General features: G+C 69.3%; 11 protein-coding genes. 4 read left to right on the forward strand and 7 right to left on the reverse strand.

Annotated features, from left to right (window positions below; genetic code table 11):
- Window positions 1–190: 190 nt before the first annotated feature.
- A complete protein-coding gene (locus FFI87_RS27450) occupies window positions 191–838 on the forward strand; it encodes a response regulator transcription factor (protein WP_041489989.1) in 648 nt (215 codons plus the stop codon).
- Window positions 835–2,625 (forward strand): sensor histidine kinase, encoded by a 1,791-nt coding sequence (locus FFI87_RS27455; protein ID WP_138850022.1) that lies wholly within the window; start codon window positions 835–837, stop codon window positions 2,623–2,625. Before FFI87_RS27450 ends, FFI87_RS27455 begins: the two co-directional genes overlap by 4 nt.
- A gap of 59 nt (window positions 2,626–2,684) precedes the next feature.
- Here FFI87_RS27455 and FFI87_RS27460 read toward each other — a convergent pair whose 3' ends face one another.
- The 3 genes from FFI87_RS27460 to FFI87_RS27470 all read right to left on the reverse strand — a co-directional run bounded on the left by FFI87_RS27460 (window position 2,685) and on the right by FFI87_RS27470 (window position 5,429).
- A complete protein-coding gene (locus FFI87_RS27460; RefSeq protein ID WP_138850021.1) occupies window positions 2,685–2,960 on the reverse strand; it encodes a YlcI/YnfO family protein in 276 nt (91 codons plus the stop codon).
- A gap of 40 nt (window positions 2,961–3,000) precedes the next feature.
- On the reverse strand, window positions 3,001–4,311 hold the full coding sequence (locus FFI87_RS27465; protein WP_012365383.1) for an MFS transporter: 1,311 nt from the start codon (window positions 4,309–4,311) through the stop codon (window positions 3,001–3,003).
- 101 nt (window positions 4,312–4,412) lie between these two features.
- Window positions 4,413–5,429, reverse strand: coding sequence for an ABC transporter substrate-binding protein (locus FFI87_RS27470; protein WP_012365382.1), 1,017 nt, complete (start codon window positions 5,427–5,429; stop codon window positions 4,413–4,415).
- A 247-nt stretch (window positions 5,430–5,676) separates the two neighbouring features.
- Between FFI87_RS27470 and FFI87_RS27475 the strand changes: the two genes are divergently transcribed.
- Together FFI87_RS27475 and FFI87_RS27480 are read left to right on the forward strand one after the other, a co-directional pair.
- On the forward strand, window positions 5,677–6,342 hold the full coding sequence (locus tag FFI87_RS27475) for a response regulator transcription factor (RefSeq protein ID WP_006755221.1): 666 nt from the start codon (window positions 5,677–5,679) through the stop codon (window positions 6,340–6,342).
- Window positions 6,329–7,750, forward strand: a complete 1,422-nt coding sequence (locus FFI87_RS27480) for a sensor histidine kinase (protein ID WP_138850020.1) — start codon at window positions 6,329–6,331, stop codon at window positions 7,748–7,750. Before FFI87_RS27475 ends, FFI87_RS27480 begins: the two co-directional genes overlap by 14 nt.
- Before the next feature lie 43 nt (window positions 7,751–7,793).
- Here FFI87_RS27480 and FFI87_RS27485 read toward each other — a convergent pair whose 3' ends face one another.
- The 4 genes from FFI87_RS27485 to FFI87_RS27500 form a co-directional block, all read right to left on the reverse strand.
- Window positions 7,794–9,065, reverse strand: a complete 1,272-nt coding sequence (locus FFI87_RS27485; RefSeq protein WP_138850019.1) for an MFS transporter — start codon at window positions 9,063–9,065, stop codon at window positions 7,794–7,796.
- A 10-nt stretch (window positions 9,066–9,075) separates the two neighbouring features.
- On the reverse strand, window positions 9,076–11,283 hold the full coding sequence (locus FFI87_RS27490) for a TonB-dependent receptor (RefSeq protein ID WP_138850274.1): 2,208 nt from the start codon (window positions 11,281–11,283) through the stop codon (window positions 9,076–9,078).
- Between the two features lie 260 nt (window positions 11,284–11,543).
- Window positions 11,544–13,313, reverse strand: a complete 1,770-nt coding sequence (locus tag FFI87_RS27495; protein WP_138850018.1) for an ABC transporter ATP-binding protein — start codon at window positions 13,311–13,313, stop codon at window positions 11,544–11,546.
- Window positions 13,310–15,049: an ABC transporter ATP-binding protein/permease gene (locus FFI87_RS27500; RefSeq protein ID WP_138850017.1), complete on the reverse strand. Its 1,740-nt coding sequence runs from the start codon at window positions 15,047–15,049 to the stop codon at window positions 13,310–13,312. The genes FFI87_RS27495 and FFI87_RS27500 overlap by 4 nt, the downstream gene beginning before the upstream one ends.
- Window positions 15,050–15,101 lie beyond the last annotated feature (52 nt).

Genomic DNA, 15,101 nt, shown 5'->3' on the forward strand with positions numbered 1-15,101 from the left:
CCATCTGGCCCTATCGCCTGTACCATTTCTCGCTGATTATTTCGTTGCGGGACACATTGCCCACCTCGATGTCTCAAAAATTTCCCGAAGGTGCACCTTTTCCGGCTTCGGCGGAATATATTGGTCAGAAGAACGGCCGCGGCGGCAACCGGCGGAACGGACCGCGGCGGCATCCCGAAGAGGAACGCTAGTGATCAGGATAATTCTGGCTGACGATCACGCAGTCATGCGGGACGGACTGCGTCACATCCTGGAAACGGCCGGCGGTTTCGAAATCGTCGGCGAGGCGAGCGACGGCACGGCCGCGCTCGCGCTGGCCGAGCGTGGCGATGCCGACGTGCTGCTGCTCGACCTGTCGATGCCCGGGCCGACCGGCATCGAGCTGATCCGGCTCGTCAAGACGCGCGCGCCGGCGCTGCGCATGCTGGTGCTCACGATGCATGCGGAGGCGCAGTACGCCGCGCGCGCGTTCAAGGCCGGCGCGACCGGCTACCTGACCAAGGACAGCGCGACTGCCGAGCTGGTCCAGGCCGTCACGAAGGTCGCGGCGGGCGGCGTCTACGTGAGCCCGCAGGCGGCCGAAAGCCTCGCGCGCACGCTGCGCGCGCCGGTCGAAATGCTGCCGCACGAACGGTTGTCCGCGCGCGAACTCGACGTGATGCGCCGCATCGTCGCGGGCCAGACGGTCACGCGGATCGCGGCGGAACTCACGCTGAGCGCGAAGACGGTCAGCACCTACAAGACGCGCATCCTCGAGAAGATGGAGCTGCCGCACGAAGCCGCGCTGGTGCGCTACGCCGTGCGCCACGATCTCGACCTCGGCGTCGACGACGCATGATGCCCGCATTCCGCTCGCGCGCCGCGGCCACCGACGACGACGACGACGCGCCGGATCCGTCGCACCTGTTCATGTCGTCGCTGCCGCCGGGCCGACAGGAGCGGCGGCTCGCGATCGCGATGGTGATCGTGTCGGCCGTGATCTTCGTCGCGCTCGCACCGTTCGCGGGCGTGCCGCTGGCTCGCGTGTGGGGCTTCATTCCCGTGTACCAGTCGGCGATCGTCGTCAACGACATGGTGACGGCCGGCCTGCTGCTCGGCCAGTTCGCGATCCTGCGCGAGAAATCGCTGCTCGCGCTCGCCGCCGGCTACCTGTTCACGGGGTTCATGGCCGGCACGCACATGCTGACCTTTCCGGGGCTGTTCACGCCGACGGGCCTGCTCGGCGCGGGCGAGCAGACCACCGCGTGGCTTTATCTGTTCTGGCACGGCGGCTTTCCGCTGGGGGTCGCCGCGTACGTGCTGCTGCGCGCGACGCCGCGCGCCCGCCCGCCGTCGCTCGAGCGGCGTCGCGCGACGCTTCCGCTGCTGCTCTGCATCGTCCTGACGGCCGCCGCGACCGGCGCGCTCGCGCTGCTCGCGACCGCCGGCCACGACCTGCTGCCGCGCATCATGCAGGGCAACCGGATGGCCGCGACGATGACGACCGCGATCGCGGTCGTCTGGGCGTTGAACCTGGCCGCGCTCGTGCTGATGTGGCGGCAGCGGCGGCGCCATTCCGTGCTCGACCTGTGGGTGATGATCGTGCTCGTCGCGTGGCTGTTCGACATCGCGTTGTCGTCGATGCTGAACCACGGGCGCTTCGACCTGGGCTTCTACGCGGGGCGGACCTACGGCCTCGTCGCGTCGGGCGTCGTGCTGTTCGCGCTGCTGTTCGAGAACGGCCGGCTGCATGCGCAGACGGTGCGTGCGCTCGCCGGCGCGCGCTATCAGCACCTGCTCGTTGTGCAGAAGAGCGCGCAGCTCAACGACGCGAACGAACGGCTCGAGCAGCGCGTCGCGGCCCGCACCGCGCAGTTGAGCGCGTCGAACCGCGACTTGCGGCGCGAAGTCGAGGAGCGTGTGCGCGCGGAGCGGGCGCTGCAGGCGTCACGCGAGGAGCTGCGCGAGATCGCGGCGATCAGCGCGAGCGCGCGCGAGGCCGAGCAACGCCGCATCGCGCGCGAACTGCACGACGAACTCGCGCAGACGCTCGCGACGCTGAAGAACGATCTCGAATGGCTGCTCGATCACGTGCCGCAGGACGATGCACCGCTGGCGCGCAAGATCGCGGCGATGCATGCGCTCGCGCGCGGCGCGGTGACGGCCACGCGACGCATTGCATCCGACCTGCGCCCGCTGATGCTCGACGACCTCGGGTTCGCGGCCGCGATGCAATGGCTCGTGGAGGATTTCCGGCACCGTCACGGCATGGCGTGCACGCTGCGCGTCGAGCCGAGCGAGCTGCAGCTCGACGAACCGTATGCGACGGCCGTGTTCCGCATCGCGCAGGAAGCGCTCGCGAACGTCGCGCGGCACGCGGCCGCGTCGAGCGCGACCGTGGAACTCGTGTACCGGAACGAGACGATCGCGCTGACGATTCGCGACGACGGTGCGGGCTTCGATCCCGGTGCGCCGCGCAAATCGGGATCGTTCGGGCTGGTCGGCCTGCGCGAGCGCGCGTATCTCGTCGGCGGCACGCTGCGGATCGACACGACGCTGGGCGTTGGGACGACGGTGGAAGTGGATATTCCGGTGGCGTCCGCGCATGTGGCGATCGCGCATGATGGACGGGGGGCGTCGCGCTAACGCCGACCGGCAATGATCGTGACGGGATCGACCCGTGCGCGTCGATCGACGCCAACCGTCTAACCCATTATCTTCGCTGCACGCGCGGCTTTCAGCATCGTCCCAAGTTCGATCTGGACTTCTGCGGCGTCGACGTATTCACCGGTACGCCGCGCCTCCTCCGCCGACCACACGCCGCGCGCGACAAACTCACGCAGCGAGCGCCGGCGTGCAATCACAGCGCGCAGCGTCGATTCGACGAACGCAGGCAGCGTCTCGTTTTCCGCCAACACGGTTTGCGCTTCCTCGAGTAATGTCTGATCGACTCGAAGCGCGCACATCGCCGCAGTCTTCATTGCTATCTCCGTGCATTCAAACCGCATGCACGGTAGCACATCAGGCCCGCACCGCCACCATCCCCCGCTCCGAGCGCGTCCACGCGACCAGCGCGCCGATCCCGAGCAGCGCGAGACACACGATCGGCACGATCATCGGCCCGAACGCGGTGCCCGTCACCTTGCCCGCGAACGGCATCAGGTTCTGGCTGAAGAAGCCGCCGAGGTTGCCGATCGAGTTGATCGCCGCGACACTCGCCGCCGCGCGCGCGCCGGTGAAGTAGCGCGGCGGCATCGACCAGAAGCACGGATACAGCAGCGGGATGCACGCGCCGCCGAGCACGAGCGCGACGAAGCGCAGCGGCGTCGACGGCAGCACGAGGCTCAGCAGAAAGCCGAGCGCGCCGAGCGCCGCAACGATGGCGATCGTGCGCAGGATGCTCTTCGCGCGGCGCAGCTTCGACGGCAGCCACACCAGCAGCACCACCGCGAGCGCCCACGGCAGCATGCTCAGGAAACCGTTCGTGCTGCTCGACACGCCGAACGATTTCACGAGCGTCGGCAACCAGTACGTGACGCCGTACAGCGACGTCGACATCAGCATGTAAGTCGCCGCGAACAGCATCACGCGCGGATCGAGCAGCGCCTTCCACGGCTGGCCGTGCTCGGCCTGCGCCGGCTTCTCGCGCTCCAGCGCGGCCGCGACGATCTGCTTCTCGCGTTCGTCGAGGAACGCCGCCTCGCGGAACGAGGCCGGCAACACGCGGAACACGACGATCGCGACGATCACGGCCGGAATGCCCGTCGCCACGAACACCCACTGCCAGCCCGCGAGGCCCCACACGCCGTTCAGGCTCAGCAGCACGCCGCCGACGAGCGACCCGAGCATGTTCGCGAGCGCGCTGCCGAGCGTAAAGATGCCGAGCACTTTCGCGCGGTAACTCTGCGGAAACCACAGCGTCAGGTAGTAGATCACGCCCGGATAGAAGCCGGCCTCGGCAATGCCGAGCAGGAAGCGCAGCGAGCAGAACGCCGGCATCGACGTCGTGAAGCCCATCAGCACGGTGATGAGGCCCCACGTCAGCATGATTCGCGCGAGCCACACGCGAGCGCCGAAGCGATGCAGCGCGAGCGTGCTCGGCACCTCGAACAGCAGGTAGCCGATGAAGAACAGCGACGACGCGAGCCCGAACGCAGCTTCCGTCATCCCGAGGCTGTGCACCATCTGCAGCTTCGCGAAGCCGACGTTCTGCCGGTCGATGAACGCGATCAGGAACATCACGACGAGGATGGGCAGCAGGCGCCGCGCCATCTTCGACATGACGCGCTGCTCGTCGGCGGACGCGGGGTCCAGGGTTTCGGTGGCATTCATTAAGGGCTCCTCCGTGAATCGGTTGCTTGTCGGTTGAATCGGCGCCGCGCGACGAACGCGCGTGCGCTTTGCAGGTCGATGAAATCGTGGATCGGCGGCACTCAGCGTGCGTGGTAGTCGTCGAGCATCGGCGCGAACATCTCGTGCCACGCGCGCGGCTTGGCCTTGATCGTGCCGGCGAGGTACAGGAACTCGACGTAGTCCATCAGCTGGTTCGGCCATACCGAGAACCGCGTGTCCGGCGCGGCGAGCATCCGTATCACGTCGTCGTGCGACACGCCGACACCCGACGATGCTGCATACAGCGCGGCCGCCGCGCGCGGATCCTGCACGATCAGGCGATTCGCTTCGTCGAGCGCGCCGAGAAACGCCGCGGCCAGCGCAGGCTCCGCATCGACGAGCCGCTTCGGCGCGAACACGACGTCGAGCGTCATCGGGCCGAGCACGTCGACCGAATTCACCACGCGATGAATGCCCGGCTGCCGCAATTCGAGCGTCGAGAACGGCGGCGACGTGAAGTGCGCCGTCACGCCGTTCTCGCGGCGGATCAGCGCCTGCATCGCTTGCGGATGCGGCAGGTTCACTGTGATCGAATCGAGTTGCGCGAAATGCCTGGCACCCAGCTGCCGGCTCGCGACCATCTGCAGCACGACCGCCGACAGCGACGTGCGGATGCCCGGCACCGCAATCCGGTCGGACGGCATGAAGTCGCGCAGCGACGCAAGGCCCGGACGATTCGCATTGAGCGACAGCGAGGTCGTCGACAAGCCGCTGATGCCGATCACCTCGACATTCGGAATCCCGCGCGCCCGCGCCCACAGCTCGATGAAGCCCGGCGCGCCGGCGCCCGCGAAGTCGAGCGTGCCGGCCATCATCGCGTCGTTGACGGAATTGCCGCCGTCGAGCAGCACCCAGTCGAGCGCGATGTCGCGCAGGCCGCGCCGTGCCGCGTGCCGCTCGAACAGGCGCTGCTTCTCCATCACGAGCAGCGGCAGGTACAGCACGCCGTAGCCTTTCGAGATTCGCACCGTGCGCGGCTTCGAGCGCACCAGCGACGGTGCGGCCAACGCACCGAGGCCGGCGGCGAGCAATGCGCGGCGGCGCGGCGACGTCGTCATGCGCACGCCTGCGTGCGGCGCACGGCGAGCGGCCACGCGGCAGCCGGCGTCACGCATCGCCGTGCATTCTGCCGAGCATTGCGCCGCGCCTTCGTCGTGCCCGTGACATGCTGCATGTTGCCGTCTCCTCTGGTATTAATGCCGTCATCGCTTGTTCCGGCTGTACACAGGTTATCGAGCGAGTCTGAGAAAATGCTGACATCCCGGCCCCGGGAAAACCCCTAACCTTCTACCTGCAAACGGCACCATGCGCATTCTCGTCGTGGAGGACGATGCCGAAATCGGCGCGGCGATCCGCAGCCGTCTGACGCGGCTCGGCCATGCCGTCGATCTCGAAACCGACGGTTCGACCGCGAACAGCCTGCTGCGCGTCGAGCGCTTCGACCTCGTCGTGCTCGATGCGAACCTGCCCGGGCTCGACGGCTTCGCGGTGCTGCGCAACCTGCGCGCATCGGGCAGCACGACGCCGGTGCTGCTCGTCACCGCGCGCTCGGCAATCGACGACCGCGTAAGCGGCCTCGGCTTCGGCGCCGACGACTATCTCGTGAAGCCGTTCGACTACCGCGAGCTCGAAGCGCGCGTGCAGGCGCTGCTGCGCCGCAACAGCGGCCATGCGAACGACGTGCTGACGCTCGGCGGCCTCGTGATCGACCGCAGCAGCCGCCTCGCGGAACTCGACGGCCAGCCGCTGTCGCTGTCGCGCCAGGAGTTCGCGCTGCTCGAGATTCTCGCGAGCCGTCCGCAGCGGATCTTCTCGAAGGACGAACTGCTGAACCAGCTGTTCAGCTTCGGCAACGAGCCGAGCGCGAACGCGGTCGAGCAATACGTGACGCGCGTGCGCAGAAAGCTGCAGGGCAGCTCGGTCGAAATCCGCACCGCGCGCGGGATGGGGTATCAGATTGCCGCGCATTGACTGGTTCCCCAAGACGCTGTTCGGGCGCACGCTGCTGTTCATCGCACTCGTCGTCGCGACCGGCGCGCTCGCCCTCGCGGTGATCGCGCGCTACTACGCGGGCGTCGCGGCCGAGCGCGCATACGACCAGTTGCTTGCGGGCGCATCGATCCAGGTCGCGGAGAACCTGTACGTGCAAGGCGGCGTGCTTGCGCTGAATCCGCCGGTCGCCGCGCTGTCGACGCTGTCGCGCTACGACCTCGTCTACTACAAGGTCGTCGATTCGCGCGGCGTCGTGGTGGCCGGCTACAACGATCTCGCGAGCCCCGCGACGCTCGCCGCCGCGAAGCAAGGCCCCGCGTTCGCGAACGCCGTCTACCAGGGGCACCAGATCCGCACCGCGACGATCGCGCGCTACATGCCCGAGGAAAGCACGCCGGGGTGGGCGCTCGTGACGGTTGCGCAAACCACCAACGCGCGGCAGCAATTGACGAACGACATGAGCATCAAGGTGTGGACGTTGATCCTGCTGATGAGCGTGCTCGCGATCGGCGCGAGTGGCCTCGCGATCCGGCGCGGGCTGCGCCCGCTCGCGCAGATCGGCACGATCATCGCCGCGCGCGACCCCGCCGATTTGCGGCCGGTGGCCGTCGATACGCCGAGCGAGATCGACGCGATCATCGGGTCGATCAACGGGCTGATGCACCGCCTTGCCGAGCGGATCAACGCGATGCAGCGCTTCATCGCCGACGCCGCGCACCAGATGCGCACGCCGCTCGCGCGGCTCGATGCGCAGATCGAATTGCTCGACGGCGAGGCCGATCCCGCGCGTCATGCGGCGCGCCTCGATGCGTTGCGTGCGACCAGCTCGGACGTCGGGCGGCTCACCGGGCAGTTGCTCAATCATGCGATGGTGATCCATCGTACCGAGGTCGTGCCGCTGCAACCCGTCGAACTCGTCGCGCTCGCGAAGGACGTGCTCGGCCGCACGATTCCGCTCGCGGACGAGCGCGACGTGGCCGTCGCGTTCGCGAGCGATGCGCCGCATGCGTGGATCGACGGCGATGCAATCAGTCTGCAGGAGGCGTTGTCGAACGTGCTGCACAACGCGCTGCTGCATGGGCATGCGGACGATATCGTCGTGTCGGTCGCCACCGCGGGCAACAGCGACGATGCGGTGACGCTGACCGTCACCGACAATGGGCGCGGGATTCCGCGCGAGCATTGGGACGCGGCGTTGCAGCCGTTCGTGCGAATCGCGCCGGACGGCACCGAACGCCGCACCGGGTCCGGGCTCGGGCTCGCGATCGTGCAGGAAGTGATGAAGGCGCACGGCGGGCGCGTGGGGTTCGCGTTTCCTGATGAGGGTGGGTTTGCGGTGGTGTTGACGTTTCCGCGGGCGGCGGGGATCGCCGCGGACGAAACATAAGGCCAGTTCGGCGAGCCGGCGCCGCACCCGCCTGCGCCGGCCTTCACACCGTACCGCACCGCGGCTCCGCCGGCACCGCACTCCCGCGCGGCAGCAACGCAACAAACACCCCCGCTGCCAGCACGAACACGACGCCGGCGCCCGCATAAAACGCGGGCCAGCCTACTGTCGCGATCAGCCTCGGTATGCCGAGCAGACCGAACGTGCCGACGAGCCGCCCGCTGCTATAGAACAGCGCATATACAGTCGCAGGCTGGCGCCCGGCAGCCCAGCCGAGGATCGCGCCGCCCATGCTGATGAAGGTCCATGCGCTGGCCGCGCCAACCAGCACCGCGCCCGTCGTGGCCAGCGCCGCATCGCCGCGCGCCGCGGCAACCGCGAGCACGGCGACGCTCGCGGCGCACGCCGCGGCCCCAGTCGCGCAGATCGCCGCCGGCCGCCAGCGGCGCGCGGCCCAGCCGGCCGCGACCGCCGCCGCGAGGTTCGCGGCCGGCACGAGTATGCCGAGCAGCGCACCGATCCGTTGCAGCGGCATGCCGAGATCGACCAGCAACAACCGGTTGAAGTTGAACAGCAGCATCAGTATCACGGTCAGCGCGATCGTCGCGAGCAGCCGCGCGCGCATCGGCGCGTCGCGCAGTGCATCGCGCCACCCGGGCAGCGACCGGTTCGCGATGCGCGGCGCCGCGCGATCGGCCGCGACCAGCAGCCCGACCGGCAACAGCGATACGGCGAGGATCGCGGCCAGCAGCACGAACGTGAGCCGCCAGCCGGCCGACGGATACGCCCACACGAGCACGCCGCCGCCCAGCAGCAGGCCGACCGCCATCCCCCCCATCTTCGCGGCCGCGACGAGCGTGCGGCCCGACGGTGGCGTCTGCTCGACCGTCAATGCGTCGAGCGACAGGTCCATCGTCGCAACGGCTGCCGTCGCGACGAGCCCGAGCGCAAACAGCGATGCGACCGACGGGGCACCCGGTAGCGCGGCGATGCCGAGCGTCGCCGCGACGGCGACCAGTTGCGTCGCGACGATCCAGCCGGTGCGGTGCCCGAGCCAGCGCATCCGCCGCGCGTCGAGCCACGGCGCCCACAGGAACGCGACGCCGAACGGCAGGTACAGCGCATAGACCCATTGCAGCGACGCCAGCGTCACGCCCTGCGCGCGCAGGATCGGCCCGAGGCCGCCCTGCACGAAGCCGAACACGCTGCCGATCGCGGCGTAGAGGATCGCGACGACCGTGAGTACGCGCGCGATGCCGGGCGTCGGCGCAACGGCTGGCGGTTGATCGCCGGCGAGAAGAAGTGGTTCGCTCATGGGGCTTCCGTCAAAGCTGCGTCGTCATGCCGATGCCGACGACGCGCGGCTGGCCGACACGCACCGAACCGACACCCGGCGCCCAGCTCTGCCCCGCGACGACGTAGCGGCGGTCGAACACGTTCTCCGCGAACCCGTACAGCGTCCAGTTCCGGTAGGTCCAGCCGACCCGCAGGTTGGCCACGCTGTATGCAGCGAGATTGAAGCTGTTGCGCACGTCGACCGCGCGCGAGCCGACGAACTGCCACGCCACGTCCGCATTGAAGCGCCCCGGCAACCCGACGGCGCCGCCGGGCAATTCGCCGTGCACGCCGAGGTTGGCCGTCGTGCGCGGCACGTTCGACAGCCGGTTGCCCGACCGCGCACCCGTGACGTCGCCGTCGGGCACCGAGCGCAGTTCGCCCTGCGTATAGCCGAGCCCAGCCGTCAACCGTACGTAGCGCGACACCTTCGCGCCGAGTTCGAATTCCGCGCCATAGGTCCGATAGTCGAGCGACGCAGGCATGAACAGCCCGCTCGACGGGAAGAACGCGACAAGGTGGCCGTTCTTCACGTCGTTGTAGAACACCGACCCGTCGACGCTGAGTCGCCGATCGAGCCACAGCGACTTGAAGCCGAGTTCGTAGGTCCAGCTCGTCGACGCGGGAAAAGACGACTCGCGCCGGCCTTGGGGCCCGTTCACGGTCACGGCTGGAAAACCGGCCGACGCTTCGCCGCGCGACACGGTCGCATAGGTCATCAGCGTATCGGTCCAGTCGAACGTCAGGCCCGCGCGCCCGGTGACGAACGTGTCGCTCAGGCTGTCGTCCTCGCGAAACCGGCTCACGACTTTCGGATTGCCGTTGCCGTCGAACGCATAGCGCGCGTCCTTGCGCTCATAGGTCGCGCGCACGCCCGTGATCGCCTTCAGCCGTGCCGTGAGCGGCCAGCTCGCCTCGCCGAACAGCGACACGCTGTCGGTATTGATGCGGTTGTGTTGCTGGCCGTTCTGCGTCGTCACGAAATTGAACGCGGCCGGCGACGCAATCGCCGACGTGTCGTTCGTGAAGCGCGAATGGAAATAATTGAGCCCGGCGGTCCACATCACGAGGCTGTCGTCGTGCGAATTCAGCCGCGCCTCCTGCTGGAACGTCGATTCGCCGAAATGCATCTCGGTGTAGTCCGCACCCGGCACGTTGAACACGCTCGCCGGTCGCCTCGACAGCGCCGAATAGATAAGCCCGTCGGTCAGGTCGAACTGCTGGACGTTGCGCGAATCCTGATAGCTCGTCAGCGACGTGAACTTGACGCGGTCGAACGCGCGCTCGACCCGCACGCTGCCGCCCGCATCGCGCCAGCGGCTGGCCGTCGACGGATCCAGCTCGACCTGCGGGAAATCGGCGTTCTGCAGCAGCACGAAGCGCGGCGCGGTGGTCTCGGTCTGGTCGACGAAGCCCGACACCGTGACCGACGTGCGGTCGTCGGGCACCCACAGCACCGTGCCGCGCGCGGCGCCGATCTTCACGCGCCCGTCGGTGCTGCCCGTCGCGAGGTTCGGCACGCTGCCGTTCAGGTTCGACATCCGCACCGCGACGCGCGCGGCGACATCGTCCGACACCGGGCCGTTGCCGATCATCTCGCCGAGCCAGCGGCCGTGCGTGCCGCCTTCTGCCGTGGCCGAGAATTCGTGCTTGAAGGTCGGCTGCTTCGTGATCACGTTGATCGCGCCACCCTGCGTGTTGCGGCCGAACAGCGTACCCTGCGGGCCGCGCAGCACCTCGACGCGGTCAATGTCCATGAAGGTCGGCGGCGCGCCCGTGGTCGCGCGCGGCACATCGTTCACGTACATCACGACCGATTCGTCGTCGGCCGCGAGCGGCATGAACGAGCCAACGCCGCGAATGCTGAACACGTTTGCATAGGTCGCGCCGATATCCGCGAACGCGAGGTTCGGCACCGAACGCGCCAGGCCCGCGTTGCCGGCCGACGGCGTGGCGTCGACCGCGAGATCCGCGCCGCTCGCCACCGTCACGCTGACCGGCACTTTCTGCTGCGATTCGCTGTGGCGGCGCGCGGTGATCGTCACCGCTTCGAGCTGTGTGGCGGTGGCCGAATCGGACGAGGTGGAAGCGTAAGCCGGCGACTCGATAGCGGCTGGAACGGCGGTCGCGCCGCTCCCCGCGCGTGCGGACAGCGGTGCCGCACAAGCGGCCGCTAGCGCAAGCGACAGCGGCGCAATCGGCCTGACCGCGCGACGCACCTCGGCGCCGGCGGCGCCCGCGAAGCTGATGAGCGAAACGTTCAGTGAACTGAAGGATTGAACGGGGAATCGATCCGGTGAAGCGATACACGAAGTCACCCGGCGGGTCCGGGCAGCATGACTGCAACGACAACTCATGAAACATTCTCCTGCTGATGCTCCGTTTTCGACCGGCCGGCAACGGCCTCGCCGCGAACCCCGTGAAGCGTGGTGGTAGTGGTTGAAATGGGAGAGGCGATTCACGCGCAACCCGCATCGCGTGCGATCAGGCGCGCATAGCGTCCGTCGCGCGCAACGAGTTCGGCATGCGTACCCTGCTCGACGACGCGGCCTTCGTCGAGTACGACGATGCGGTCGGCCTGGCGGATCGTCGATGGCCGGTGCGCGATCATCAGCACCGTGCGACGCCGGTGCAGCCGCGCGAGCGCGTCGTGGAACGCGCGCTCGCTCTCCGTGTCGAGGCTCGACGACGCTTCGTCGAGCACGAGCACGGGACTGTCGCGCAGCAGCGCGCGCGCGATCGCGATCCGCTGCCGCTGGCCGCCAGACAGCCGGGCGCCGCGTTCTCCGCAGCGCGTGTCATAGCCGTCCGGCAGTGCGACGATGAAGTCGTGGGCCTGCGCATCGCGTGCGGCCTGCTCGACGTCCGCGCCGCTCGCGTCCGGCCGCCCGAGGCGGATGTTGTTCGCGACGGAGTCGTCGAACAGGTACACGTCCTGTGGCACGACCGACACGCACTGCCGCAGCCGCGCGACCGGGATGTCGCGCACGTCGACGCCGCCGAGCGTCACGCGCCCCGCCTGCACGTCCCGGAAGCGCAGCAGCAGGCTCACGCACGTGCTCTTGCCCGCGCCAGACGCGCCGACGAGCGCGACCGTCTCGGCCTGCTTCACGTCGAAATCGACGCCGCGTAGCGCCGGCGCGCGCTCGCCGTCGTACGCGAAACCAACCTGTTCGAAGCGTACCGTCGCATCGGCCGGTTCCGCGGTGCCTTGGTCGACGATCTGCGCGGGCTGCCGTTGGATCTCGAGAATGCGCTCGGCGCCGGCCTTCAGCCCGCCGAGCGCGCGCGCGGCCTGCGCGGCTTCGGCGAGCGGAATCAGCGCTGCGCCGACCAGCACGACTGCACACGGCAGCCACGCGCCGCCGAGCCGCCCGCCCTCGACGAGCACGGCGCCGGTCACGAGCGCGGCGAGCAGCGCTCCCGCCTGCAGCAGTTCGATCGCGCCCTGCTCGAGCCGCGCGCGCGCACCGTAACGGTGCTGCTCGTCCTCCATCTCGGCCACACGCGACGCAACGCGGTCGAGCCACGCGCGCGCCTGGCCGAACAGCGCGATTTCCTTGCGGCCCTGAATTCCTTCGATCACCTCCGCGTCGAGCCGCGCCGCCGCTTCCGCGAGCTTGCGGCCCTGACGGTGCGCGCGATCGCCGAGCCAGAACGGCACCGATGCGAGCAGCGGCAGGAACGGCAGCAGCGCGAGCATCAGCCACGGCTGCACGAACGCGAGCGCCGCCAGCGCCAGCAGCGGAACGACGCCCGCCGCGATCGCGTCGGCGAGCGTGTGCGCGAAGAAATGCTCCATCGCCTGCGCGTCGCGCGTCGCCGTCGCCGCGAGCTCGCCCGTGCGGCGCCCGGCCACATAACCGGGCGCTGCGCGTTCGAGCCCGTCGTAGATGCCGATCTGCATCGTCTCGATCAGCGCAAACGCAAATTCGTGCGACACGTGCGCCTGCCACCAGCGGCCGCCCGCGCCCGCTGCCGCCGCCGCGGCGAGCACCCACAGGCCGGGCTGCCACTGCGCGGCGCCCGCGCCCGTGACCGCGTGTCCGATCAGCCACGCGCAGGTCGCAAGCGTCGCGACCATCCCGCCCTGCGCGAGCACCGTCGCGACGATCGTCAGCGCCATCAACCGTTCCTGTCCGCTCGCGAGCCGCATCAGGCCCGCCCAGCTGCTACGCGCGCGGCGCGTCGTCGCGCGGTCGTGGAGCGTTGTCGAGTTCGCGCTCATGCCGCTTCCTCCTGCGATGCGCCGGCCTGCGCATCCTGCGCGGCCAGCAGGCGCGCATACAGTCCGCCACGCGCCGTCAACGTGTCGTGGTTACCTTCCTCGACGATCCGACCGCCGTCGACGACGACGATCCGGTCCGCATGCCGCACCGTCGCGAGGCGATGTGCGATCACGACGAGCGCGCGCTGCCCGGCGAACGCCTCGATCGACGCCTGGATCGCCCGTTCACTCGACGGATCGACGTTCGAGGTCGCCTCGTCGAGCAGCAGGACCGGCGCGCCCTTCAGCCACGCGCGCGCAATCGCGAGCCGCTGCCGCTGGCCACCCGACAACTGCGCGCCGCGCTCGCCGACAGCGGTCGCATAGCCGTGCGGCAAACTTTCGATGAACTCATGGATGTGCGCGATCCGCGCCGCGTCGCGAATCGCCTGCGCGTCCGCGTCGGGGCGCGCGAACCGTAGGTTGTCCTCGATACTGCCGTGGAACAGCACGATGTCCTGGAACACCGCGCTGACCTGCGCGCGCATCGCCGCCAGCGGCAGGTCGCGCAGGTCGACGCCGCCGATCCTCACGGCGCCGCGCTGCGGGTCGGCCATCCGCGTCAGCAGCTCCCCAAGCGTCGACTTGCCGGCGCCCGACGGCCCGACGACACCAACGAATTCGCGCTCGCCGACCGCGAACGACACGCGCTCGAGCGCGAGCCGGTCAGTGCCCGGCCACGCAAACGTCACGTCGTCGAAGGCAATGTCCGAGCGCGCGCCCGGCGCGCGCGGCGACGCCGGCTCGCGCACGGGCGGTTCGGCATCGAGCAGCGCGGCGACCGGTGCGGCCGCGCTCGCGGCTCCCCACGCGACATGGAACGTCTTGTCGAGCCGGTCGACCGGCCGGAACGCCTCGCGCGCCAGGAACAGCGTGATCAGCGCGGTCGTCGCAGGCAGCGCCCCCGACGCCGCACGCGACGCATTGAGCGCCGCCACCAGCGCGATGCAGCCAAGCCCGAACAGGCCCGTCACGCCGTTGCGCATCAGCGTGGCGTAAAGAATCCCCATCGCCTCGCTGCGCAGGTCGGCCGCCGCGGCGACCAGCGCCGCGCGGCGCGTGCCGGCCGCGTCGAACGCCTTCAGCGTGGCAATGCCCTGCAGGCTGTCGAGCATCGTCGCGCCGAAGCGCCCCATCGACGCCATCAGCCCCGATGCCTTTGGCCGGCACAGCCGCAGCCACACGCGATCGACGACAGGCACCGCCAGCACGCAGGCGGCGAGCACACTCGCGGACAGCGGATCGAGCCACGCGACAGCGCCGATCACGCCGGTGCAGCCGACGAGTGCAACGCAGACGGCGGGAATGTAGCGACCGTAATACATCTGGAGCGCCTCGACGCCGCCGATGATGGTGTGCTGCAGTTCAGCGGTGCGACCCGCGCCGCCGTCCGGGCCGAGCGCCAGCGCCTGCGGCAGCAGCCGCGCGCGCAACCGTGCCTTGGTGCGGCTTGCGGTGCGCAGCGCCGCGACTTCGCCGGCCCACATCAGCGCGATCCGTGCGAGCGCGAACGCCGCGAAGCCAAGCACCCAACCGAACACGTCCGACGGCGACGCGCCCGACAGCACGGCCGCGATCCCGCGCGCAATGCACAGCGCCTGGGCCGCGTAGCACGCGGTGACCGCCAGCCCGATCGCGACGCTCGTCGCGATTTCGGCGTAGACGACTCCCGCGAGCCGCCACAATTGAGTTTGCATCCGATTCCCCTTCATTTGGATACCTGATCGATGCGGCTCGTGCTGCACCGTT

Source organism: Burkholderia sp. KBS0801 (genome assembly GCF_005937855.2).
Lineage (GTDB): Bacteria > Pseudomonadota > Gammaproteobacteria > Burkholderiales > Burkholderiaceae > Burkholderia > Burkholderia ambifaria.

Bases quoted from the DNA above. Each gene is read 5' to 3' on its own strand.
- FFI87_RS27470 (WP_012365382.1), bottom strand. From the start codon at position 5,429: ATGACGACGTCGCCGCGCCGCCGCGCATTGCTCGCCGCCGGCCTCGGT.
- FFI87_RS27455 (WP_138850022.1), top strand. From the start codon at position 835: ATGATGCCCGCATTCCGCTCGCGCGCCGCGGCCACCGACGACGACGAC.
- FFI87_RS27500 (WP_138850017.1), bottom strand. From the start codon at position 15,049: ATGCAAACTCAATTGTGGCGGCTCGCGGGAGTCGTCTACGCCGAAATC.
- FFI87_RS27485 (WP_138850019.1), bottom strand. From the start codon at position 9,065: ATGAGCGAACCACTTCTTCTCGCCGGCGATCAACCGCCAGCCGTTGCG.
- FFI87_RS27475 (WP_006755221.1), top strand. From the start codon at position 5,677: ATGCGCATTCTCGTCGTGGAGGACGATGCCGAAATCGGCGCGGCGATC.
- FFI87_RS27465 (WP_012365383.1), bottom strand. From the start codon at position 4,311: ATGAATGCCACCGAAACCCTGGACCCCGCGTCCGCCGACGAGCAGCGC.
- FFI87_RS27495 (WP_138850018.1), bottom strand. From the start codon at position 13,313: ATGAGCGCGAACTCGACAACGCTCCACGACCGCGCGACGACGCGCCGC.
- FFI87_RS27460 (WP_138850021.1), bottom strand. From the start codon at position 2,960: ATGAAGACTGCGGCGATGTGCGCGCTTCGAGTCGATCAGACATTACTC.